General features: G+C 42.5%; 23 protein-coding genes and 2 pseudogenes. 16 read left to right on the top strand and 9 right to left on the bottom strand.

Features of this window, described 5'->3' with window-relative positions; translation table 11 throughout:
• Positions 1 to 62 precede the first annotated feature (62 nt).
• From HWQ23_RS05695 to HWQ23_RS05665, 7 genes and pseudogenes are all read left to right on the top strand, one after another.
• The gene (locus HWQ23_RS05695; RefSeq protein WP_292824793.1) at positions 63 to 416 is read left to right on the top strand and encodes a 4Fe-4S binding protein; all 354 of its coding nucleotides are present in this window, start codon (positions 63 to 65) and stop codon (positions 414 to 416) included.
• A 62-nt stretch (positions 417 to 478) separates the two neighbouring features.
• Positions 479 to 1,687 (top strand): cysteine desulfurase NifS, encoded by a 1,209-nt coding sequence (gene nifS, locus HWQ23_RS05690; protein ID WP_292824790.1) that lies wholly within the window; start codon positions 479 to 481, stop codon positions 1,685 to 1,687.
• A 128-nt stretch (positions 1,688 to 1,815) separates the two neighbouring features.
• On the top strand, positions 1,816 to 2,715 hold the full coding sequence (gene nifU, locus HWQ23_RS05685; protein ID WP_292824787.1) for a Fe-S cluster assembly protein NifU: 900 nt from the start codon (positions 1,816 to 1,818) through the stop codon (positions 2,713 to 2,715).
• Positions 2,716 to 2,939: 224 nt separating this feature from the next.
• Entirely contained in the window at positions 2,940 to 3,296 is a 357-nt protein-coding gene (locus HWQ23_RS05680) for a globin domain-containing protein (RefSeq protein WP_292824785.1), read from the top strand.
• 349 nt (positions 3,297 to 3,645) lie between these two features.
• Positions 3,646 to 4,539 (top strand): nitrogenase iron protein, encoded by an 894-nt coding sequence (gene nifH, locus HWQ23_RS05675; protein WP_292824782.1) that lies wholly within the window; start codon positions 3,646 to 3,648, stop codon positions 4,537 to 4,539.
• Positions 4,540 to 4,688: 149 nt separating this feature from the next.
• Positions 4,689 to 5,603: pseudogene (locus tag HWQ23_RS05670) on the top strand (nitrogenase component 1); the annotation flags it as partial.
• Positions 5,604 to 5,701: 98 nt separating this feature from the next.
• Entirely contained in the window at positions 5,702 to 7,111 is a 1,410-nt protein-coding gene (locus HWQ23_RS05665; protein WP_292824779.1) for a site-specific integrase, read from the top strand.
• Positions 7,112 to 7,348: 237 nt separating this feature from the next.
• Here HWQ23_RS05665 and HWQ23_RS05660 read toward each other — a convergent pair whose 3' ends face one another.
• From HWQ23_RS05660 to HWQ23_RS05650, 3 genes are read right to left on the bottom strand one after another with little or no spacing between them, the layout of a single operon-like run.
• Positions 7,349 to 7,525 carry a hypothetical protein gene (locus tag HWQ23_RS05660; protein ID WP_292824776.1) on the bottom strand — a complete coding sequence of 59 codons (177 nt, stop codon included), beginning with the start codon at positions 7,523 to 7,525 and terminating at the stop codon, positions 7,349 to 7,351.
• Positions 7,518 to 7,868 (bottom strand): hypothetical protein, encoded by a 351-nt coding sequence (locus HWQ23_RS05655; RefSeq protein WP_292824773.1) that lies wholly within the window; start codon positions 7,866 to 7,868, stop codon positions 7,518 to 7,520. The genes HWQ23_RS05660 and HWQ23_RS05655 overlap by 8 nt, the downstream gene beginning before the upstream one ends.
• A gap of 50 nt (positions 7,869 to 7,918) precedes the next feature.
• Complete coding sequence (locus tag HWQ23_RS05650; protein ID WP_292824770.1) at positions 7,919 to 8,176, bottom strand: hypothetical protein; 258 nt, start codon at positions 8,174 to 8,176, stop codon at positions 7,919 to 7,921.
• Positions 8,177 to 8,371: 195 nt separating this feature from the next.
• Here HWQ23_RS05650 and HWQ23_RS05645 point away from each other — a divergent pair, with 195 nt between their 5' ends.
• From HWQ23_RS05645 to HWQ23_RS05630, 4 genes are all read left to right on the top strand, one after another.
• The gene (locus tag HWQ23_RS05645) at positions 8,372 to 8,575 is read left to right on the top strand and encodes a hypothetical protein (protein ID WP_292824767.1); all 204 of its coding nucleotides are present in this window, start codon (positions 8,372 to 8,374) and stop codon (positions 8,573 to 8,575) included.
• Between the two features lies 1 nt (position 8,576).
• Positions 8,577 to 8,867 (top strand): hypothetical protein, encoded by a 291-nt coding sequence (locus HWQ23_RS05640; RefSeq protein WP_292824764.1) that lies wholly within the window; start codon positions 8,577 to 8,579, stop codon positions 8,865 to 8,867.
• A gap of 1,288 nt (positions 8,868 to 10,155) precedes the next feature.
• Complete coding sequence (locus HWQ23_RS05635; protein ID WP_292824762.1) at positions 10,156 to 10,911, top strand: KilA-N domain-containing protein; 756 nt, start codon at positions 10,156 to 10,158, stop codon at positions 10,909 to 10,911.
• 256 nt (positions 10,912 to 11,167) lie between these two features.
• Positions 11,168 to 11,419 (top strand): hypothetical protein, encoded by a 252-nt coding sequence (locus HWQ23_RS05630; RefSeq protein ID WP_292824760.1) that lies wholly within the window; start codon positions 11,168 to 11,170, stop codon positions 11,417 to 11,419.
• Between the two features lie 124 nt (positions 11,420 to 11,543).
• Here HWQ23_RS05630 and HWQ23_RS05625 read toward each other — a convergent pair whose 3' ends face one another.
• Together HWQ23_RS05625 and HWQ23_RS05620 are read right to left on the bottom strand one after the other, a co-directional pair.
• Complete coding sequence (locus tag HWQ23_RS05625; RefSeq protein ID WP_292824757.1) at positions 11,544 to 11,765, bottom strand: hypothetical protein; 222 nt, start codon at positions 11,763 to 11,765, stop codon at positions 11,544 to 11,546.
• Between the two features lie 488 nt (positions 11,766 to 12,253).
• The gene (locus tag HWQ23_RS05620) at positions 12,254 to 12,475 is read right to left on the bottom strand and encodes a hypothetical protein (RefSeq protein ID WP_292824754.1); all 222 of its coding nucleotides are present in this window, start codon (positions 12,473 to 12,475) and stop codon (positions 12,254 to 12,256) included.
• A 372-nt stretch (positions 12,476 to 12,847) separates the two neighbouring features.
• On the opposite strand from HWQ23_RS05620, the pseudogene HWQ23_RS05615 reads away from it, so the two are divergent.
• From HWQ23_RS05615 to HWQ23_RS05590, 5 genes and pseudogenes are all read left to right on the top strand, one after another.
• Positions 12,848 to 13,423: pseudogene (locus HWQ23_RS05615) on the top strand (nitrogenase component 1); the annotation flags it as partial.
• A gap of 1,630 nt (positions 13,424 to 15,053) precedes the next feature.
• On the top strand, positions 15,054 to 15,272 hold the full coding sequence (locus HWQ23_RS05605; RefSeq protein WP_094349939.1) for a DUF433 domain-containing protein: 219 nt from the start codon (positions 15,054 to 15,056) through the stop codon (positions 15,270 to 15,272).
• A gap of 1 nt (position 15,273) precedes the next feature.
• Positions 15,274 to 15,594, top strand: a complete 321-nt coding sequence (locus HWQ23_RS05600) for a DUF5615 family PIN-like protein (RefSeq protein ID WP_292824750.1) — start codon at positions 15,274 to 15,276, stop codon at positions 15,592 to 15,594.
• 510 nt (positions 15,595 to 16,104) lie between these two features.
• Complete coding sequence (locus tag HWQ23_RS05595; RefSeq protein ID WP_292824747.1) at positions 16,105 to 16,488, top strand: hypothetical protein; 384 nt, start codon at positions 16,105 to 16,107, stop codon at positions 16,486 to 16,488.
• A gap of 241 nt (positions 16,489 to 16,729) precedes the next feature.
• The gene (locus tag HWQ23_RS05590; RefSeq protein ID WP_292824744.1) at positions 16,730 to 17,503 is read left to right on the top strand and encodes a hypothetical protein; all 774 of its coding nucleotides are present in this window, start codon (positions 16,730 to 16,732) and stop codon (positions 17,501 to 17,503) included.
• 152 nt (positions 17,504 to 17,655) lie between these two features.
• Here HWQ23_RS05590 and HWQ23_RS05585 read toward each other — a convergent pair whose 3' ends face one another.
• The 4 genes from HWQ23_RS05585 to ppk2 form a co-directional block, all read right to left on the bottom strand.
• Complete coding sequence (locus HWQ23_RS05585) at positions 17,656 to 18,624, bottom strand: type II restriction endonuclease (protein WP_292824741.1); 969 nt, start codon at positions 18,622 to 18,624, stop codon at positions 17,656 to 17,658.
• Positions 18,625 to 18,635: 11 nt separating this feature from the next.
• Positions 18,636 to 20,069 carry a DNA methyltransferase gene (locus tag HWQ23_RS05580; RefSeq protein ID WP_292824739.1) on the bottom strand — a complete coding sequence of 478 codons (1,434 nt, stop codon included), beginning with the start codon at positions 20,067 to 20,069 and terminating at the stop codon, positions 18,636 to 18,638.
• A gap of 338 nt (positions 20,070 to 20,407) precedes the next feature.
• Complete coding sequence (locus HWQ23_RS05575) at positions 20,408 to 21,007, bottom strand: hypothetical protein (RefSeq protein ID WP_292824738.1); 600 nt, start codon at positions 21,005 to 21,007, stop codon at positions 20,408 to 20,410.
• A 25-nt stretch (positions 21,008 to 21,032) separates the two neighbouring features.
• A complete protein-coding gene (ppk2, locus tag HWQ23_RS05570; protein ID WP_292824736.1) occupies positions 21,033 to 21,989 on the bottom strand; it encodes a polyphosphate kinase 2 in 957 nt (318 codons plus the stop codon).
• Positions 21,990 to 22,192 lie beyond the last annotated feature (203 nt).

The following is a 22,192-nucleotide window of genomic DNA, read 5'->3' as shown; positions in this document are numbered from 1 at the left end:
CTCCCACTCACCACTCACCACTCCCCATTCCCCACTCCCCACTCCCCAAAAGGACAATAATCATGGCTTACAAAATTACTAGCCAGTGTATTTCCTGCAATCTCTGTCTATCTGTATGTCCCACAAATGCAGTTAAAATGGTTGACGGACAGCACTGGATTGACCCTGAACTTTGTACAAACTGCGTTGGTAGCATTCATACCATGCCTCAGTGTAAAGCTGGTTGTCCCACCTGCGAGGCTTGCGTTAAGCAGCCTAGCAATTATTGGGAAGGCTGGTTTACCAATTACAACCACGTAGTTGCTAAATTAACTAATAAACAAGATTACTGGGAGCGTTGGTTTAGCTGCTATTCCCAGAAATACTCCGAACAGTTGCAAAAGCGTCAACCCCAATCAGTGGGATTTGAAGCTTAAATAATTCCTAATTTGTAATGACGCTCGATGACTTGCTAACGCTAACGTAATTGAAGACAACAATGCAAAATAACTGCATCTATCTCGATAATAATGCCACCACTAAGGTAGACCCAGAAGTTATAGAGGTAATGCTGCCTTACCTGACGGACTATTACGGCAATCCCTCCAGTATGCATACCTTTGGTGGGCAAGTCGGTAAAGCAGTGAGAACTGCAAGAGAACAACTTGCAGCTATCCTGGGAGCCGATGAGTCAGAAATTGTCTACACAAGTTGTGGAACTGAGGGAGATAACGCCGCGATTCGAGCCGCACTGTTGGCGCAACCAGAAAAGCGACACATCATCACCACCCAAGTTGAACACCCAGCAGTACTCAATGTCTGCAAACAATTAGAAACCCAAGGTTACACTGTTACCTATCTATCAGTAAATCATCAAGGGCAGTTGGATCTAGATGAACTAGAAGCTTCCTTGACGGGTAACACCGCCCTGGTGACAATTATGTATGCTAATAACGAAACCGGCACGGTTTTCCCGATTGAGCAGATTGGGTTGCGAGTTAAAGAATATGGTGCTATCTTCCATGTAGATGCGGTGCAAGCAGTGGGAAAAATCCCCTTGAATATGAAGACTAGCACCGTGGATATGTTAACCCTGTCTGGTCACAAGCTGCACGGGCCTAAAGGAATTGGTGCTTTATATATACGGCGCGGCGTTCGGTTCCGTCCCTTCATAATTGGGGGACACCAAGAACGCGGACGTAGGGCGGGAACAGAGAATGTTCCAGCAATTATTGCCTTGGGCAAAGCTGCCCAACTGGAACTGTTACACTTAGAAGAAGCAGCTAAAAGAGAAATAAAGCTGCGCGATCGCCTCGAACAAACCTTACTGGCGAAAATTCCCGATTGTGTAGTTAACGGTGACGTTACGCAGAGATTGCCTAACACCACCAATATCGGCTTCAAGTATATTGAAGGTGAAGCTATCTTACTATCCTTGAATAAATACGGTATCTGTGCATCATCCGGTTCTGCTTGCACCTCCGGCTCACTGGAACCTTCCCACGTCCTCCGGGCTATGGGTTTACCCTACACAACTTTGCATGGTTCCATTCGCTTCAGCCTTTGTCGCTACACCACAGAAGCCGAAATCGATCGAGTGATAGAGGTAATGCCCAGTATTGTCGAACGTTTACGCGCCCTCTCACCCTTCAAAAATGATAATGCCGGTTGGCTGCAAGAACAAGAGCAAGCATTGGCACATCGCTAATTAGGGAATAGGGAATAGGGAATAGGGAGTAGGGAATAGCGAATAAAGAATTTACTACTCCCCACTCCCCACTCCCCACTCCCCAATCCCCCAATCTAAAATCCAAAATCTAAAATCTAAAATTCGTTATGTGGGACTACACTGATAAAGTATTAGAACTGTTTTACGATCCCAAAAATCAGGGAGCAATTGAAGAAACGAGCGAACCTGGGGTAAAGGTTGCAATGGGAGAAATCGGTAGCATTGCTTGCGGCGATGCTCTGAGATTGCACCTGAAAGTTGAGGTAGAATCTGATAAGATTCTAGATGCTCGTTTTCAAACTTTTGGTTGTACTAGCGCGATCGCATCTTCTAGTGCATTAACCGAGATGATCAAAGGTTTAACCTTAGATGAAGCCTTGAAAGTTTCCAATAAAGACATTGCAGATTACCTGGGTGGATTGCCAGAAGCGAAGATGCATTGCTCTGTCATGGGACAAGAAGCGCTAGAAGCCGCTATCTATAATTATCGTGGCATACCTCTAGCTACCCATGATGATGATGATGAAGGCGCATTAGTTTGCAGTTGCTTTGGGATCAGCGAGTCTAAAATTCGCCGCGTCGTTCTAGAAAATAATCTCACTGGTGCCGAAGAGGTAACAAATTATGTGAAAGCTGGTGGTGGATGCGGTTCCTGTTTGGCAAACATTGATGATATAATTAAATCAGTGCAACAGGAATTCGCCGCACCTGAACTCAACAATTACGGCGTAAAGGTTGCCACAGAAATTGTTACCTCCAAGCAGCGATCGCTAACCAATGTGCAAAAGATTGCTCTAATTCAAAAGGTTCTTGATGAAGAAGTCAGACCCGTACTCATCGCTGACGGGGGAGACGTAGAACTCTATGATGTAGAAGGCGATCGCGTTAAAGTTGTGCTGCAAGGTGCTTGCGGTTCCTGTTCTAGTAGTACAGCAACTCTGAAAATTGCGATCGAAGCCAGATTACAAGATCGTGTCAGCAAGAGCCTTGTAGTTGAAGCAGTTTAGGAATTGCTGTAGGACTTAACGTACTCTACAAATACGCCCTAATATGCATTCAGCCAGGAAGAGAAAGTAGGATTTGAACCAGATAATTGTCTCCACATGAATGCTTCAATCCTACCGACAACCGATAGCTAAATTAGCTATTACGGCTAACAGCATATAGGCTTTATAGATTGAGCGCCTACTTGCTTTCTTTCATCATCCAACTCGCTTCAAAGGAACAGGATATGAGCACATTGTACGACAAACTTGGCGGACAACCAGCTATTGAACAAATAGTAGATGAACTCCACAAACGCATTGCGACAGACAGCCTCCTCAATCCGATTTTTGCTGGTACAGATATGGTCAAGCAACGTAATCATCTAGTTGCTTTCTTATCTCAGATTTTTGAGGGGCCAAAGCAATACACCGGTCGTCCAATGGACAAAACACACGCTGGGATGAATCTACAGCAACCACACTTCGATGCGATCGCCACGCATCTGGGTGAAGCAATGGCTGTGCGTGGAGAGTCAGCAGAAGACACCAAAGCTGCACTAGAGCGTGTCTCAAATATGAAGGGCGCTATTTTGAACAAGTAATAGGACTTAGGCATTGATTGTTGACAAATAACAACATCAAGTCCTATTTAGTCTTTGAAGCTGAAACACATTATGACGTATTTGTAAATCGCGTAATTTTCTTTGTTCTTTGTCAAAACAAATGACAAAGGACAAAGGACAAACAACCAAAAGAAAAAAATTTTAACGAGGAAGATCGATGTACTTACTGTCAATAATTTTGGCTGTGGAGCGATCGCCCCCAGCAGGCATTTATGCCCACGCTATCAACGATGCTCTACACGCGCTCACTACTGTCGCTCAACTGGCGTGAACGCAACTGACAAACGCGCATACCCACCAACCAACCAATTGCAGGGAAACACGAACAATGACTGAAGAAAAGATTAGACAGATAGCTTTCTACGGTAAGGGCGGTATTGGTAAATCTACCACTTCCCAAAACACCTTAGCAGCTATGGCAGAAATGGGTCAACGCATCCTTATCGTCGGTTGCGACCCTAAAGCTGACTCCACCCGTTTGATGCTGCACAGCAAGGCTCAAACAACCGTTCTTCACCTCGCCGCAGAACGTGGTGCAGTAGAAGATATCGAACTCGAAGAAGTAATGCTAACCGGTTTCCGTGACGTTCGTTGCGTTGAGTCTGGTGGGCCAGAACCCGGTGTAGGTTGCGCCGGTCGTGGTATCATCACCGCCATCAACTTCTTAGAAGAAAACGGTGCTTACCAAAACCTAGACTTCGTATCTTACGACGTATTAGGTGACGTTGTGTGCGGTGGTTTCGCAATGCCTATCCGTGAAGGCAAGGCACAAGAAATCTACATCGTAACATCAGGTGAAATGATGGCGATGTACGCTGCTAACAACATCGCTCGTGGTGTTCTTAAGTATGCTCACACCGGTGGCGTGCGTTTGGGTGGTTTGATTTGTAACAGCCGTAACACTGATAGGGAAATCGATCTGATCGAAACCTTGGCAAAACGGTTGAACACCCAAATGATTCACTATGTACCCCGTGACAACATCGTTCAACACGCAGAATTGCGCCGGATGACTGTTAACGAGTACGCACCAGAAAGCAACCAAGCTAACGAATATCGGACATTGGCTCAGAAAATTATTGACAACAAGAATCTATCTATTCCTACACCCATCGAAATGGAAGAACTAGAAGAATTGTTGATTGAATTTGGTATTCTCGAAAGCGACGAAAATACCGCAATGCTAGTTGGTAAGAGTGCTGCTGAAGCTCCCGTAGTATAATTCGCTGCTAAGAAATAACGCTTTAGCACAAGGAAAAAGGAAGAGTTTCATATCTTCCCTTTTATCCTCTCCCTTCCATCTCCCCCCTAACCTTATAGGGGACTCCTAGTCCCCCTATGCCTGATCCTTACGAGTCACAAAGGCTAAGTATGACACCTCCAGAAAATCAAAACATCATCGAAGAAAGAAAAGAACTAATTAAAGAAGTTCTTAGTGCTTACCCAGAAAAAGCTGCCAAAAAGCGCGAAAAACACTTAAACGTATACGAAGAAGGTAAGTCCGATTGCGGCGTTAAGTCTAACGTTAAATCCCTTCCTGGGGTAATGACCGCTCGTGGTTGTGCTTACGCCGGTTCTAAAGGTGTGGTTTGGGGCCCTATTAAGGACATGATCCACATCAGCCACGGGCCTGTAGGTTGCGGTTACTGGTCTTGGTCTGGTCGTCGTAACTACTACATCGGCACCACAGGTATTGACACCTTTGGTACGATGCACTTCACCTCCGACTTCCAAGAACGAGATATCGTTTTTGGTGGTGACAAGAAACTTACCAAGTTAATCCAAGAACTTGATGTACTTTTCCCCCTCAACCGTGGTGTTTCCATTCAATCTGAATGTCCCATCGGTCTAATTGGAGATGACATCGAAGCTGTTGCTCGGAAGACATCGAAAGAAATTGGCAAGCCAGTTGTACCTGTGCGTTGCGAAGGCTTCCGGGGTGTTTCCCAATCTTTGGGACACCACATCGCTAACGACATGGTTCGTGACTGGGTATTCACCAGATCCGACCAAGCTAAGAAAGACGGTACACTTCAGTTTGAAGGTACTCCTTATGATGTAGCCATCATTGGTGACTACAACATCGGTGGTGATGCTTGGGCTAGCCGCATCCTGTTAGAAGAACTCGGCTTGCGCGTAGTTGCTCAGTGGTCAGGTGATGGCACCATCAACGAAATGTTGATGACCCCCAATGTGAAGATGAACCTCATCCACTGCTATCGGTCGATGAACTACATCAGCCGTCACATGGAAGAAGCTTACGGTATACCCTGTACGAAGTATGATTTAATCTTATGTGATACCAAGATTTAGTCCACGTCTAACTTTGCTCAATTTAAACATTGTTCTAAATGGACTAAATTTTAAGACACATTTAAGACACAATGAAAAGCAAGGCGCAGGACGACGTTTTTGAGGATTTCATTCCGCCAGCATCTACCGATGGCAGCTATCTAGGAACGCAGAAACACATGAAGGCTACTCGGCAGCATCTGGAACGCAAGTTTGAGAAAGGTTTGACAGACACTAGGGCCCGTCTAAAAGCCGCTAAGGTCAAAGTGGGCTTGGTCGTGGCACGGGACACTATTCAATTGCAAGCATCTCTACCTATCAAGCCCGGCGATCGCGACACGAAAGGAACTGGTTTTAAGCAGTACAAGATTTCGCTAAATATCCCTGCAAGCTTGGACGGGTTGAGAACAGCAGAGGAAGAGGCAAACGAGCTAGGCAAGCTGCTTGCCCGTAAACAGTTTGAATGGACTGACAAATATCTGGGTAAAATCGCTAAGGTCGCCAACAGATCCCAAACCCTTGGTGATGTTTTAGAAGAGTTTGAAACTGAGTATTTCAAAACGCGCAAGTTAACAGAAAAAAGTAAACACACCTTTTTCTATTACAAGGAGTATTTACGGCGATTGATTGGGATAGATACTTTATTGACTCAATCGGAGATTGATAAAAAGTTTGCAGAGTTGACGGGAGACTCTGCCAAATACAGTGCCGTTAAATCGTTGAAGGTTTTAAAATCAACTCTTAATTTAACTGGTTTCACTCTCGAACATTTTAAAGCTACACAACCCAAAAGTCAGGTTAGGGACATTCCCGGTGATGAGGATATCATCAAATATTATGAATCTTTTCATCAGTACTCTTTGACTAGAAGCCTAACAATTAAAAAGAATTGTTTAGACAGTTGGAAGATGTGGGAATGGGTATATGGAATGCTTGCTACCTATGGACTACGCCCAAGAGAACTGTTTGTAAATCCTGAAATTGATTGGTGGTTGAGTCCTGAAAATAAAGATAATACATGGAAGGTTCACCCAGATACTAAGACTGGTTACAGGGAAGCTTTACCACTACATCCTGAATGGGTTTACTTGTTTGATTTAAAAAAAATAGAGCCTTTGGAATTGTTAAAGGCTCAAACCGATGATAGAAGTAGTTTTACAGATATCAACAATATTCGGGTTAATTGCTCATCCTGGTTTAGGCGCGTAAATATTCCGTTTACGCCCTATGATTTACGCCACGCTTGGGCAATTCGAGCGCACATGATGGGCATTCCAATTAAAGCTGCTGCTGATAACTTGGGGCATTCTATAGAGATTCACACTGAGATTTATCAGAAGTGGTTCAGTTTGGAGAATCGGAAGAAAGTAATTAAGCAGGCAGTGGATAAAAAAGATGACATGGATACGTTGATACAGGAGAATGCACGACTAAGGGCTGAGGTGGAATATCTCAGGCAAGCTCTGGCACGGCATCAAATCATTGAGGTGCTGTCTACTTAATTCACCGTAGAGTGTGGTTTATTAGCAGAGGTGCATCTCTATCTGTTTAGCTTTTGAAACTGTTAAATTAGCGCTGCTACATTTTTGGGCAATATATTAGATAAAAAAGGCTATTTTTTGGGAATTTTTGTTAAAAAATAGCCAGTCAAAAAATTGCCTACAGTTGCTAAAAACGGCATCCAGAGGGAGTTTTACCCGTCTACAGCTTTGCCTACACCTGTAGACAGTGTAGACGCACTACAACCGCACACAAAGCGCACTTGTCACCGTCGATGGAGGCACTGTAACCGCCTTTATCACCGTCGATCGTGGCAGACAAAGCAGACTTGTCACCGTCGATTGAGGCACTGTAGACACACTGCAACCGCACTTGTCACCGTCGATCGTGGCAGACAAAGCGCTATTGTCACCCATGCAGTAGCTCCTTAATGAAGGCTTGAATTGCTTTCCCTGCTGGTGATTGTCTGCCGATTTTCAACTTGGCAAGAGTGCGATCGCGGATTGCTTCATAGTCTGGTGCAAGGGATGCACTTGCTGTCTGTAGCTCAAGTCTGAGTTGCTGGTTTTCTCTTTCCAGTTCCCTAATCTGTTCTAATCTCCTGTTGAGAACTGTTCCATCCTTCAAGGTATTGTTCTCTCGCTCAACGTCAGCCAATTGCTGTTCTAGCTCCTTCTTTTCCTTGCGAGAATGCTTGAGACGAGTTTCTAAGCTTTTAACCTCGGTTTGCAACTGGTCGATAGTTTCGCTGTTCGCCACAGTTGAGTCTTCATTGCTTTCTTGCCCGGTAGTGCTAGTTTCCTTCTCTACTACCGGGCTTTCAATTTTCCCCGCAGTTCCTCCAGTTGCGATCGCACTTCACTAAAACTCGCTGCCACCTCTTGCTTAAACACTTCCAGTATGTCTACGTCTGGAGCTTTTGTAGACACAGTTGTAGACCTACTAAATGAACCCCTTAGTAATCTTGCAGCTGTCTGACTTGGGGATTTGTCCTCTGGAGTCTGGAAAGCTTGCAGTGCTTCTAATTCCTCATCGCTGAACCGAAATGAAATTACATTACTACGCATTTATAGATTGTCGGTATACACCATGTTTACATATTAGGTTAACCATAGTCTTCTGTCTACAATTCTATAGATGGTGTTGACAATCATTGGTGAGCGGCTTAGACTATTCGTATACAAAAAGTAGACAGTAGTAAAACAGGTTGCAGCGAGTAAATCGTCGTGTCGTCTCGCTCCCTAAAGCACTACCCACACTAGATGCATAAACGATCATCTGTCCCAGAAACAGAGCGATCGCTTTTAAAGCGAAATCATCTCAATGATTTCAAATACCTGATGCTTTACGTGGATGTTGTTGTCCGCACCCGTTTTGGTGCGCCCCGGCAGGAGAAGATTAGCCCCTTCTCCCATCGGCACGACTTCCCCCTTGCCAGTTGTTCAGTCCCATTAAGGAGGCAATAGTATGTTAGCTGTTGACGCGCCCACTTTGGGCAATTTTCGTCAAGCGCCAAAGTTTTGGCGTTTGCGAGTGAGTAAAGAATTCAGCAAGCCCGAATATTACATTGGTCAAACCGTGCTGCACAAGACAAAAGTGAAGCAGGGTGAGATTTTGTACCCGGTGACAGTGCTTGGTCTTTCCTGGACTGGTATTGACTGGCAGTACATGGCTTCCTTGCCAGAAGACCACCCTTGGTTTGAGGTAGACGATAACGAATGGGACTGGATTGATAGTTGGGAGCTAGAGCCGATGTAATTAATAAAACATTCCATGTTAAGGGTGATCGTGGGGTGATCGAGTACCTAAAGTTGAAATACTGCAACTTTAGGCAGGATCACCCCTCGGATCAGACCCCCCCCATATTCTGCAAGCCTTGCTAGCAAAGGCTTACAACCTTGTTTTAAGGTTGGTATAAAAAAGAGGAGGATCGGGGGGATCAGTACGAGGATCAGACCCTATATTCAGGTACAGCAAGCGATACAGCCACAGGTGATCCTTGAAGTGCCGAAAATCTCTAAAAAAAACTCAAAGCACAGAATTTTTGAAGCCGCCAAGTCACCTTAAGGATCACATGAGTCCGAATGCCTTACTACATAACAATAGTGGGTCTGATCCTCGTACTGATCCTATTTTTTTTATACCAAATTGTGATTTAAGCTTGGAAAGCTTTACTGGTAAGGCATTTAGGGTTATGAAGGGGTCTGATCCTGGGGTGATCAGGGGTCTCACCCCTGATCACCTTATGATCACCTTGACGGATCACCTTCTTAACAATCCTGAAAGCCTTACACAGCAGGGATTTTAGCTCAATTGTAAAGCAAGGTGATCAGGTGATCTGTCTGATAATCGATTTTTTCTTCTGATTCGGGATTTGAAAAAATTGCAATTCCTGATGTACTTAGATGGATCACCTTCGTTACAATTAGTCAAAAGTTATTGCTGTGCAAGCTTTTCAGAATTGTAACAAAGGTGATCCGCTAAGGTGATCATGAGGTGATCCAAGGTGATCCATAGTTTTGATACACACTTTCTGTTTGAGCGCTTGATTGCTCTGGGCAAGCATTTGAGTTGTTTTCAAAGGTGATCCACTGAGGGGAGTTTGACACACCCCAGGAGGTGTGTCAAACCCTAGCCCTGAAGTTGACACACCCCAGGAGGTGTGTCAAACCCTAGCCCTGAAGTTGACACACCCCAGGAGGTGTGTCAAACTCTAGCCCTGAAGTTGGCACACTAAAATTAGTCAGTCAAATTTTCATAGCTTTGAATGGCTGCTTATTTCCGCCGTGCAGTACTAGTGTCCGTAGACAAAAAAACAACCCCTGTTGAAGCTGGAGTTGTTTAACATTTTCAAAACAATGAGAAATTTATATGTCAAATTCAAACATAAGTAGAGCGGTGTGAATAATTCAAGGTTTGTAGTGAGGGCTTCAGCCCTCATTTGAGGACTAAAGTCCTCACTACGAACTAATCTCAAGATTTTTTACATTACTTAATCTAGTTTGATTTATTCTCACCGACTTACTTAGAGCAGTTTGGTAATTTGGTGCAAGACGCACAACGAGATGACGAATACATCAATGCTACCAAGTGGTGTAAGCATTTTGCATATAGGCTTGATAAGTGGAAGCAGTTGCCAGAAACAAAAGCTAGATCAGAGGACTTGAAAATTACAGAGTCAAATGCTGAACCCTGGATTGTTGAGCGCGTAGGTAAAACTTGGGTAACTTGGGTTCACCCAATCATGGCAATTCACCTAGCCAGCTACCTCGATCCAGCTTTCGCCAACTATGTAGTCAAGACTTTTATCAGGTATGCCAAGGCTGACCCAACCCTCGCCGCTGATATTGCCTCACGCCAAAACACAGTAGAAGGGCTGGATATCATCAACGAGGCAGTTCAAAAGCGATACAGTTTTATTTTGGGGCGCGATTTCACCTGTTTCACAAATCCAATAGCGCTTGATCACTTCAGAAGACAACCTGAGTGGGGAGAGAAGCTTTCTCTGTCAAATTTAGTGTCTCTTTTAAGCAAAAAGTTTGGATTACCTTGCGAAAAACTTGTTTTCGGTATTCCACTCTGTCAAGATACCTTAGACTTGTTGGAAGACTTTTTGAAAGAGAAATACCCCGACATTTATCAAAGCTCGTATACGTTTTTTGAAATACCTACAAGACTGCCATCAGGTATATCAGTAAAGCTGCACTCATCCATATCACTAGAGGATGAAATTGCTTTATTTAGCTATTTCATCCGAGAAATTAATGATTGGGTAAGAGAGAAAGGTGGCAGTCATATGTAGCTCTTCGAGGTAGTGCGCGTGGATTGCAAAAGCGGCCCCTAGTCAACGACCGGGGGTCGTTTTTGTACGCGATCGTCTTCAACTTTAAAAAGCTGATTGGCTATAATCTGACTTGCACCGAAAATTGCAACGCCGATCAATGCAAATTCTGATGCAGCCGCAGCGCGACTACAAATGTCCCGATTGAGGGAACGCTACAAGGAACGACACAGCCGCAACGCGAACACCTGCGGACGTGTCGCTATCAGTTGATATCATGTTGGTTGCTTCAGTTCAAAAATATGAACTGTGGTTCAGAATCGCCGTCAGCCTCTATCATCTCGGTTTGGTTAAGTTCAAAGTTATGAACCACCGTTCTGAACCGTTACCAAAATCGCTAGGCTCCTTGTTAGTTGGTTGGTTCAGTGGTTCAAAGGGTCGGTTCAGCAGTTCAAGGCGCAATGGCGTGCCTGGTAAGAGTGCGATCGCAACTCCTAACTTCCAAATCCTGACTTCCGACTTCCACTGACTAGCTGGTGAAGTTGTAAATTGAAGTCGGAAGTTACCGCAACGTGCAGAGGTAAGACCAGCCGATGCCGATTGCGTACAAAAACGTCGAGCGATTAGTACCGCTCTAGTACTTCATACAAACCTTAAGGTTTAGCCATTGTTGAGCGGCAATGGCACTGCTCATAAGTCACTAAACAGTTGATTAATACCCATAGGGTGTTACAAAAGCACACGGCATAAATCGCCCGCAGAGCGATCGCAGATTCTGGCAGTGTTCCGTACTTTGGAAATGTTATACCTTTCCCTATGCCCTGGAAGCATCCAAGAACATCACGACAATTGCCGAACCCTATAGGGGTTCTCATGTATCGGGAACTGCTCTCAAAACTCATGCGCTAATATTCTCCACCCCCCTATAGGGTTCGGTAAAATCTCACGCGAAATCATTCGGTTTTAATCAACGACAACTCGGTTGAGGGTTAAGTCCCAATCGGGAGAGTTAGCGATCGCCGCCGTAAAACAATCGTGCAAGCGGAGCCTTAACCCCCCGCGTCGTAGAACAGTCGTAAACTCTGGTGAAGAAATACGCCTGAAACCTATTAGGTTTCACCACAAAGAATAACGGTAAAAACAGCGTAAATTTAAACCACGCTAAAATTTCTTCGGCAAGTTAACTTGTGACTGAGATAAACCATCCTAAAATCAACAGTTTTAGCGTGGTTTAGTTTTCGGAGATATATTATATTCCCCAGAACTATTAGCGTGGTTTAGCGTGGTTTATTTTCGCGGAAACCTTAAGGCTTCAGATGTTTTTCAATGTAGTTTGAATGAAGTTCCCAATTAGTCGATTTTCTCATGCTGCGTTTAGTCGAAAGTGCAGCAACTGATTACCGCGTTGCATCCGAACGCAGACTGTACAGCAGTTAGGAGCAACATCAAATTTTTGCAACGGTAGAGCGTGACTAGCCCGAATCTTACGACCGCACAAGGTCAACCAAGTTTGCGATCGCGGATTTTCACTATCCATTAGGTGCAGCACTCCGTTTTCGCTCATCTGCCTTGCTAGTACATCCATGCCAAATACCCTCGCCTTTAAAGCAAGTGTATAAAGTTTGACAAAGAACCTGCAAGTTGTTGCAAAAATTTACCGGACAACATATGTTATCCGCCAGCGAATTTTGACGAAAATTTACCGGACAGCATATGCTATTCGCCAGCAAATTTTGACTTATGCAGCACTGTTGCATCTCCAGTCGAGGGTTAAGGTTCGATTCCTAATTCTGTTGGGTATACAGCTAAAACTTCACACCCCTTAAGCCACAATTTGCAAATCAAATTACCAGTTCACTGGAGTTTTGGATGTTTAAATCGCAAGCTTTAAGACAAAAACAAGCCACACGAAACGCAGACTTGCAGAACAATTGCTATATAAGCGTTGTAGACTTCAGCCTATCGTATACCCTGGTTGGAATACAACTTCTTCGGCCCCACCAAGATTGCTGAATCTTTACGGGAAATCGCTTCTAAGTTTGACGAGACAATCCAAGCAAACGCTGAGAAAGTCATCGCCAAGTATCAGCCAACAATGGATGCGGTAGTCGGCAAGTATCGCCCCCGCTTGGATGGTAAGACCGTTGCCATCATGGTTGGTGGTCTACGTCCTCGCCACGTTGTCCCAGCTTTCCAAGACTTGGGCATGAAGATGATTGGTACAGGTTATGAGTTCGCTCATAATGACGACTACAAACGTACCACTGGCTACATCGAAAACGGCACCATCGTTTATGACGACGTTACCGCTTACGAATTCGAGGAATTTATCAAAGCGCTGAAGCCTGACCTTGTAGCTTCTGGTGTGAAAGAGAAGTACGTCTTCCAAAAGATGGGTCTGCCTTTCCGTCAAATGCACTCTTGGGATTACTCCGAACCTAGCGATGCCTACGGCGGGCTACGCGCCAACGCTCCTCAACATCATATAATGCAAGGTTTTTTCGCGGCGAGAGAAAAAAGAGCTTATTTCTAGCCTAAATGCAGGTTGCAGGGTTATTTAGGAACAATTTGTTTTGATGCTTTAGATAGTATAACTCTTATGGAGCCTGGCTTTTAGATTTGAAAAGCATTTTGCTCAAAGAAAAACTGTAAATTAAAAGACTATTTTAAATGACGATTTTTTAGATTAAATGGTGCGATCAGTTTTGGTACTCAAAAAGCTATTTAAACCTTCCAATAATTATTCTGGGTAATTTATATTCAGTATTTATAGGACTCCTATTTGATTTTTGAACGATCAAGCTGCCTAGAAGCTTGATTGTTCAAAGCTTGACTTGTCAGTATACTGAGCAAGATTCAAGTAGGATTCCTATAGTCCCCAGTATGCAGGTAGAGGAGATGCATCTCCCACCGCCACGAACGGGAGGTATAGTGGCGCACTCCGACACTCGAATACTCGCTACCGCCTCAACCAGTTAAATCACTTAACTAATTGATACAATCATCGGACTTTTTAACATTAATGCAATTATGTCCTATTTTGACCAGATTACCAGAGACTTGTTCAATGAAATGTCCTCCTTCGTAATGGCTTCCCTTCCCGTGGCTGTTTGTTCCCCCAGATCTGTGGCTACCTGTGCGATTAGCTGCGTATGACGGCGTTATAAACAGACAGAAAACAAATAGAAAAACAATAGAGATAGCGAGAATATTTTTCAGATGTTTGCTCATGATTATCACTTAATTTGTGTATTCAACACCTCTTTTATAACTTTACATTTTTTCTATAGCATCGGAACTTATGCGGAAGTTAATGAACTTAGTCTTGCTTAAACTCACGGTATATTTAGTTAGAGACTTAGCATCAACCGCACAGTAACGCTAAATATTTTATATACGATTTGTGTAAGTGCCGAAAGAACCGCAGATTTGCAGATGACTTGTGGAATTTGCTATATTATGGCAAAAGAACGTAATTTGGCGTTGCTTTTATGGGAGATCGCCCTAACTCGACAACATTTAGAGATTGCGTGTGAGATGGACTTATAAGTAGACCGTTTTAGCGATCGCCTTAACTAAACAACAAGTTAGGCGAACATGGGATGGGGGATGCGATGGCCATTAAACCATCCAATCCTCAATTAACAATCCGGGTACTTTGCTGAAATCCCGATGATTGCGCGTTAATAAAACTAATTTACGGGATAGTGCGACGCCGATAGCGTAGCGTTAGCGACGCAGGAGCGTCATAGCCCGTCGTAGACATCGCAGTAAAGGAAGTAGACTGTTGTTGCGATGTCTGCGACGGGCTTCGCCTACGCCCTCACTCGACAATAAACTAGGCGATCGCATTAAACTGTTACTACCTCAATTAACAATCCGGGTACTTTGCTGAAATCCCGATGATTGCGTGTTAATAAAACTAATTTACGAGATATTGCGATCGCCTTTAGCGATTATTTGTGAGATGGATAAAAAGTAGACGTTGTAGCGATGTCTGCGACGGGCTACGCCTACGCTTTTATTCGACAAGATTATTGAGGTGCAATTAGCAAAAGCGAGATGGAGTATATCAAACCTAAATTTGCTTGAGGTACGCAAGAGCCGTTATATTTCATGAGAATTGATAAACTAGTAGGTACGAAACCGGAGGTCAAAGACTTATGCTTAAAGACTCCCCAATTATTAGCGCATCTCCTGAAATCATGGGCGGTACTATAGTTTTTGCTGGAACTAGGGTTCCCGTGCAGACGCTTCTGGATTATCTCAAGGCAGGCGAATCCATCGATGATTTTTTGGATGGATTTCCAACTGTTACCAAAGAGCAAGTTATCGCCTTGCTTGAGGAGGCTGGAAAGCAGTTTGCTAACATGGTGGCATAGCATGAAACTCTTGTTGGATGAGTGTATTGACCGCAAACTAGCGAAGGAGTTTGTTGGCTATGAGGTACAAACTGTTCCTCAAATGGGATGGGCAGGGGTAAAGAATGGTCAACTTCTTGCACTTGCAGAAGCAGACTTTGATGTTTTCATCACTGTTGATCGCAACTTGTCATTTCAACAAAATCTACCACAGTTCGATATTGCGGTAATTGTTTTACAAGCACAATCTAACCGTTTGATAGATATGAAACCTCCAGTACCGAAGGTTTTAGCTACTCTAGCCACGGCAGTTAAAGGACAAGCCACAGTAGTCAGTTTGTAAAAATAGAGCTTAGTAGTTAGAACCTTCAACTTCGGAATGCGTTCAGGTTCGCAGTTTTCAATTAAAATACCAATAAATTCCATTAGCGATCGCTCCTCAACATCATATAATGCAAGGTTTTTTAGCGGCGAGAGAAAAAAGAGCCTATTTCTAGCCTAAATGCGAGTTGCAGGGTTATTTAGGAACAATCTGTTTTGATGCTTTAGATACTATAACTCTTATGGAGTCTGGTTTTTATATTTTGCTTGCATTTTGCTCAAAGAAAAACTGTAAAATAAAAGACTATTTTTAATGACGATTTTTTAGATTAAATGGCCGTTGCTTGCAGCAGAATTGTTAACTTGCTTGAGATGCAACCAATAAATCTGTTAAAAGCGCGTAAGGTTAAAGAATTCTATATTGCCATATTTCTGTGTCTGTGATAAAAATAACAATATTAAACGTAAAGAGTAAGGCATAACCAAAACCAATGCTCTTGTTCACCTATGATCTGAGACATCTACCCAAACTATGCTTTTAGAGACTTTAGCAACCAAAGCTGTGGAGTATTTTGCACTGCAAGTTTCAGGTGGTGCTTTGCAAAAGTTGGGGGCGGATGCAAAAGACTACCTTCAAAAGTTAGTAGGTGTAATATACTCTCACTTTGCTGGTAGACAAGAAATTCAGGAAGCTATACAAAATCCAGCAGCTTTGAAAGCAGCAATCATTAAAGAGGCTCCGAACAATGTCGCTTTTCGTGAAGAATTGGAAAGTGTAGTTAGCAAGCTGATCGAGATTGAGGGAAATCAAAATAGTGGAACTGTTAATCAGGTTTCTACTGGTTCTGGATCAAATATTAATGCTCCACAAAATACAGGAAATATAGCAGGAGGAAATCAGTACTTTCGGGGCTGAAGAACTTCACTTACATTTCTCTTCAAATTCTGAATCATTAGCAACAGAGCTTCCTAAACACTTAAGATTAAAGTCATTTTGGAGGAGGCTCTGGAACTACATAACAACTTTACTACTCTTTTTTGTAGTATTTTTCGCATGGTTTTTTCTTGGACTCACTGCAAGCCACGCTTTTCCTATAAACCTTGTTCAATCTCTGACCAACTACCTATTTAGTGGGTTTAAGACATATAAATGGCAGTTGAATAAGGCAGTAGATCAGTCTCTTAACTCAATATGGCAGGAAGTTAGAGCAAAACTTCATCATATTGCTACCTCTGAGTCAGTAATTGCTACAGCAGATAAGAGAGAAGCTAATAAACTAAACAGACTAGACTCAGAGTATTGGTTGCTCCTCAGAGCTATTGAGTTACTTACAATAGGCATTAATAGCTCTGACAGGGATTTAGTTGATTGGAAATTAAGTGAATTAGATGAACAAAAAGATTTTATTCTTGATAGGTTAGATCCTCTTAAGAAAAAACATTATGGCTTGTTAAGTAAAATTCAAGACACTTGGCATTCATGTTATGCAATTTTTACTTTTGAAGCAATTAGACGAGAAAAGAGGTTCAAAAAAATTGAGAAAATTTTAACAGATTTGATCGTTTCTTATATAAATCAAGAATCTTCCAAGGAAAATATACAGGAAATGCTGGAAGTCTTGGACGAAAAAATTGCAAAAAATCCAAGACTCAAAACTTTATACCAAACATCACGTCTACTCAATTGGGTTTACTCATATATTGGAAAAATGAGTACGAATATTAACGAAGATCCCATTTACAGAGATTATCCAGTTAGAGCTAAACGGGGAAGATATTGTTATCATCTACCTAATGGTTGCAGTCATTACCCTCGTGTAGAAAAACCTGAACATCAAAAAAAAATTTTATTTTTCAAAACTATTGAAGAAGCCAAAGCGGAAAATTTAGATTTATGCGGAAGTTGCAAGAGGATTATTAGGAGTGAATAAGCTGGCGCTAACTTTAAGAGCCGCATATCTCCAAAGCCCCAACTCAACAACACGCCACTGCATATTTAGGGATTGTGTGTGAGATGCACAAGAAGTAGACTGTTGTTGCGATCGCATGATAGGGAAAACAATCACCACCAGCAGATACGTCTTTATAGACTGCACAACCAACGAGAAATAGATGCGACTTGATTCTCTTGATTTAGGTTAGCAGCATTACTGAGAGTGCCGTTTTCTAATTGATTCCAGATTTCGCCTGCCATTCTTCTAGCAATCGCTGATCCTACGAAGAAAGTCAGAGGTGAATGCCCTACTCTAGAAAATGCTTCACGTATACGATTTAGTGCTGCTTGTGCAGTTTTCCAATGTTCATCTGCGCCTGCGGGATCTATACCCCCTTTAAGTTCACCAAGAGCAATAACGTATGGCGCAACTACAGATGGTTCAATGGCGTTAGATTTGTTGGCTACTAACTCTGCTGGGTTCAGATTAAACAAACATAGATCCACATTACTTCTAACTAGCGGGACAGTCAGGTTATAAATTAGTGTGCGATTACCAATCTCGCTTTCCCAGCTTATTCCTCGTAAAGATAACTCAATTTCTGAGTCATTATTTGTCATGGCTATCCACTTTTTACTCTTTGAGTGTTGCCAGTGGTATCTTGTACCTGCGATCGTGAGAGTGGAGAGAATTGCACGAGTCAGTTTTCTTTGTGCCAACACGCCTCCGACATTTCGCATTGAGCCACCAAGTGTATCACCACGAGTCAGCAAAAATCTAAAAACCAATTCCTCTGCAAAGTTTGTACCTGCTGGCTCAAGAAAATTTTTGATTAGACCATTTATAGCTTCTACCTTATCCTCTGACATCAGGTGCGCTAGAGATTTATCAGATAAGCCTGCCGCAGTTAACAGTCCCATCTCAATGCCCTTAATCTTTAGTAATTCAATAGGACTCTCAGCTTGAGCAGCAGCTTCTTTAAGTGCCCTTGCTTCTGCGACGAATGGCGTAGCACGTCGATTTTTCTCCAGTGCAAGAGCCACGAAACCTGCACGGATTGCTTCATAAGTTGTTATCAGATCATCAATGGATTTAAGATGATTACGATACGAACACATAGGAATTCGAGTTATGGCTTTTTCCACACATAAACGCACTTCCGCAATGGATCGCGTCCATGATTTCCCATTTGCTGGCTACTATTACCTTTATCACTTGGCAAAACAAGGATATTTTCAATAACAAAACCTAGCTGTTGGGCGAAATCAGAGAGAATCGTATCTACTGAAATGCTTGCGCCTGCATAACGAACATTGTCGTTAACCATGAATAAAAGTGCCCCTGGTTTAAGAACACGAAAACATTCTTGTATTACACACGCCATCTCATAAAAATATCCTCTGATCATTCTTGGTATACCATTGTTATTCAACGCACCTTTTGCTTTTTGGTTATCTAGATATTTCAAGATAGCCTGCAATAAATTCTGTGAATCAGCAATAGTTAAAGCTTTTTTCCAGTCTGAGTTGATAGTCAATAAATCTTTGGGGCGATTTTCAACTGTACAACTTAGCATTTCCTGACGAAGGTTAATTAATTCCTTTTCAGAAATACCAAGTAGAGCTAGTTCTAGTGCATAAGTGCGAGTATAGTCGTATCGATTGCAATATGGTGGCGATGTAATAATTGCATCATATACGGAATTGGCTAGGCGCGGCATAATCTCAAGACAAGATCCTCCATAAAGATGAATTTGACCTTGAGAATTTTTAATTGGGAAAAGCTCAACTTGTTGTGTAGAAGGCAGTAAATCATCAATAATTTCACTTATTTTATTGGCGATCGCATTATCGAACTCTAGAATTTCGCCTTTATTGAAAGGTTTCTTACTCTGTCCACGACCGGAACGATAATCCCAACGGAGGTACTGTCCGTCTTTACGCGTGTAACTTATGGATTCTAAAACGCACAGTAAGACAAAGTTTAAAACTGCCTGGACTTTATTATTTTCTCCTTTGCAAGCTGCAAGATACTGCTCAATTGCATTTATAGTTACTTCAGGATAAGCTCCTTTTGTGATTCTCAATTCTGGTAAGTATTTTTTCTGCTCAGACTGCTTCCAAACCTGTAAATTCGACCAATTTTTTATCTTATCAAAATCTTCAGGAGTGAATTCGGAATCTAAAAGCTTTTTAGCATTAATTATTTGTTGACCAATGGGCAATAATTCAATACCATCAGCGTCTATTCCAGCTTCTCTAGCAGCAAATAACGCAGTTCCACTGCCTGCAAATGGGTCTATAACCTTGCCTTGAGTAATTTTATATTGTTGTAAAAGATATTCTATAAGAGATGCGGAAAAAGCTTCTTTGTATTTATACCATCGATAGATAGGTCTAGTCTTGTTAGCTTGAAAACTAACTATAAGTCGCGTCAATGAAGGATGAATTAAAAATTTATTCTGGAAGCGCTGATACAGTTGCCTATCAAGGTTATCAATTTCACCTAAACAATCACTTTCCACTTTGGACACGGTATTGGAGACACTTGCTAGGCTGATCACAGATAAATTTTCCTAGAGAATTAACTAGTCAAGTTAGTATAGTTCTAAATTTTAGGGGTAGATATATGATTCGCCCAAACTTTACAAAAAGTCACTGTATATTTAGGAATAGTGTGTAAAACGTACAAGAACTAGCACGCCACGGCATAAATAGAGCAACCATTTCAAATCCCTCTCATAGCTTATTCCATAATACTTTTGAATGCGTGAATGCGTGAATGCGTGACTTCCGCCTTGCGGTACTAGCCCCTTGTAGCGATCGCTATGACAGACTGTTCTGCGATCGCTCCAACTCAAAAGTAGATTCATCCACTTACGAGAACAAAGTATTACACAAATTAACTACTGAATTTCTGAACAATTGTTTGTACAATTGCCAAAATAGCTCCGACATTATCCAAGTAATATCTTTGTTTATCAAGCAAAGCCACTTTTTGCGAAAGTTGAAGAAACTGCCAAACTTCTCCTGTTGTCACACATCCATACACCAGTATTTCTGCTTGTCCAGATGAACGATTGAATAAATCCGCCGCCACCATTTGCGCGATGCACTGTCCTAACCCAGCTTCAACATCATTTTTCTTCGCTTCCACAACAGTAAGAATTGGGCTACGCAACGGTGGTAAAGGTGGAGCTATTGCTAAAATAAAATCACATTCCCCAATCAAGCCCTGTGCAGGATCAACGTCAAGTCTTTGTCCAGAGAAAATAGCCAAGCTATCTTGGCTCAGATCGCGACAGGCTAGTAAAATCGGTACAATAATAAATTCGCTTCGAGCCTTTTCACTAATCAGAGCTAATTGGGTTCGCTTTCCTAAAGTTTCATTTAACCACGAAGGAATAGAAAGAGGTACAAGCTTGCCAAACAAATCGGCTTCTTGGGTGGTGATTCCCAAAACAGCCGCAGCTTTTTCTAGAGTAAAGTCGCTGTACTCCATAGTTTTTTTAACTCAGGAATGTTGCTCAATACACTTGAGGAACAAAAAACTGCTCATTACGCGGAGTGCGAACATAATTCTCATCAGCCACAGGTCTAGACGGAAGCTCTAAGGGAGGAGGTGTCATATCTTCGTAAGGAACTTTGCTCAACAAATGATGAATGCAGTTGAGCCGCGCACGTCTTTTATTATCCGCTTCAATTGTAAACCAGGGGGCTTCTGGAATATTCGTGTAAGCAAACATGGTATCTTTTGCTTTGGAGAATTCTACCCAGCGATCGCGTGATTCCAAATCCATTGGGCTGAGTTTCCAACGCCTTGCTGGATCGTGGCTGCGAGAGAGAAAGCGTTGCTCTTGTTCTTCATCGCTGACCGAGAACCAGTACTTGATTAAAACAATACCCGATCGCACCAGCATTCGTTCAAATTCTGGGCAAGATTGCATGAATTCTTGATATTCTGCTTCCGTACAAAAATCCATCACCCGTTCAACTCCGGCTCGGTTGTACCAACTGCGATCGAAGAGGACAATTTCGCCTGCTGTCGGAAGATGTTGTACGTAGCGCTGAAAATACCACTGAGTTTTCTCACGATCAGAGGGGGTTCCCAAGGCAACTACACGACAGCCACGAGGATTGAGTGGATCGGCAATGCGTTTAATTACTCCTCCTTTGCCGGCAGCATCGCGCCCTTCAAATATTATGACAACCCGATAGCCGACGTGCTTAATCCAGTATTGCATTTTGACTAGCTCAATCTGGAGTTGCTTTAGTTCAGTTTCAAAAGTCTTTTTGGGAATTTTCTTAGCAAAAACTTCGCTGCTACCATCAAAAATACGTTTTGATTTTTTAGGTTTTTTCTTGTCTTTTGCCTTTACAAGGTTTTTTATTAAGTCTGTAGCAGGTTCAGCTAGATCATTATTTTGCTGGTTTTTAACTTCATCAATTGACATCGCAGTGACTCCATGCCATTGAATCGGCATAATTAGAGTTGATGTATAAAGTATATATTTTAATGCTGACTGAGTGTAACACGTTCTTGAGCTAGAGTCTTTCGGTAATCAACAGCCTCAGCAACGCGCTCTTCACGTTCAGCTTCCTGTTTAGCTTTCTCAAAGTCGCTGCTTCTTGTAAGCTGTTACGCAGCTTAGTTGTATAATATGAGGTTAATAACCTAAGCTATTAT

It is taken from the genome of Nostoc sp. JL33, assembly GCF_017114985.1.
In the GTDB taxonomy this organism is placed as follows: domain Bacteria; phylum Cyanobacteriota; class Cyanobacteriia; order Cyanobacteriales; family Nostocaceae; genus Nostoc.
The sequence above is the reverse complement of the archived record's forward strand: the minus strand, read 5'-3'. Positions and strand labels throughout refer to the sequence as shown.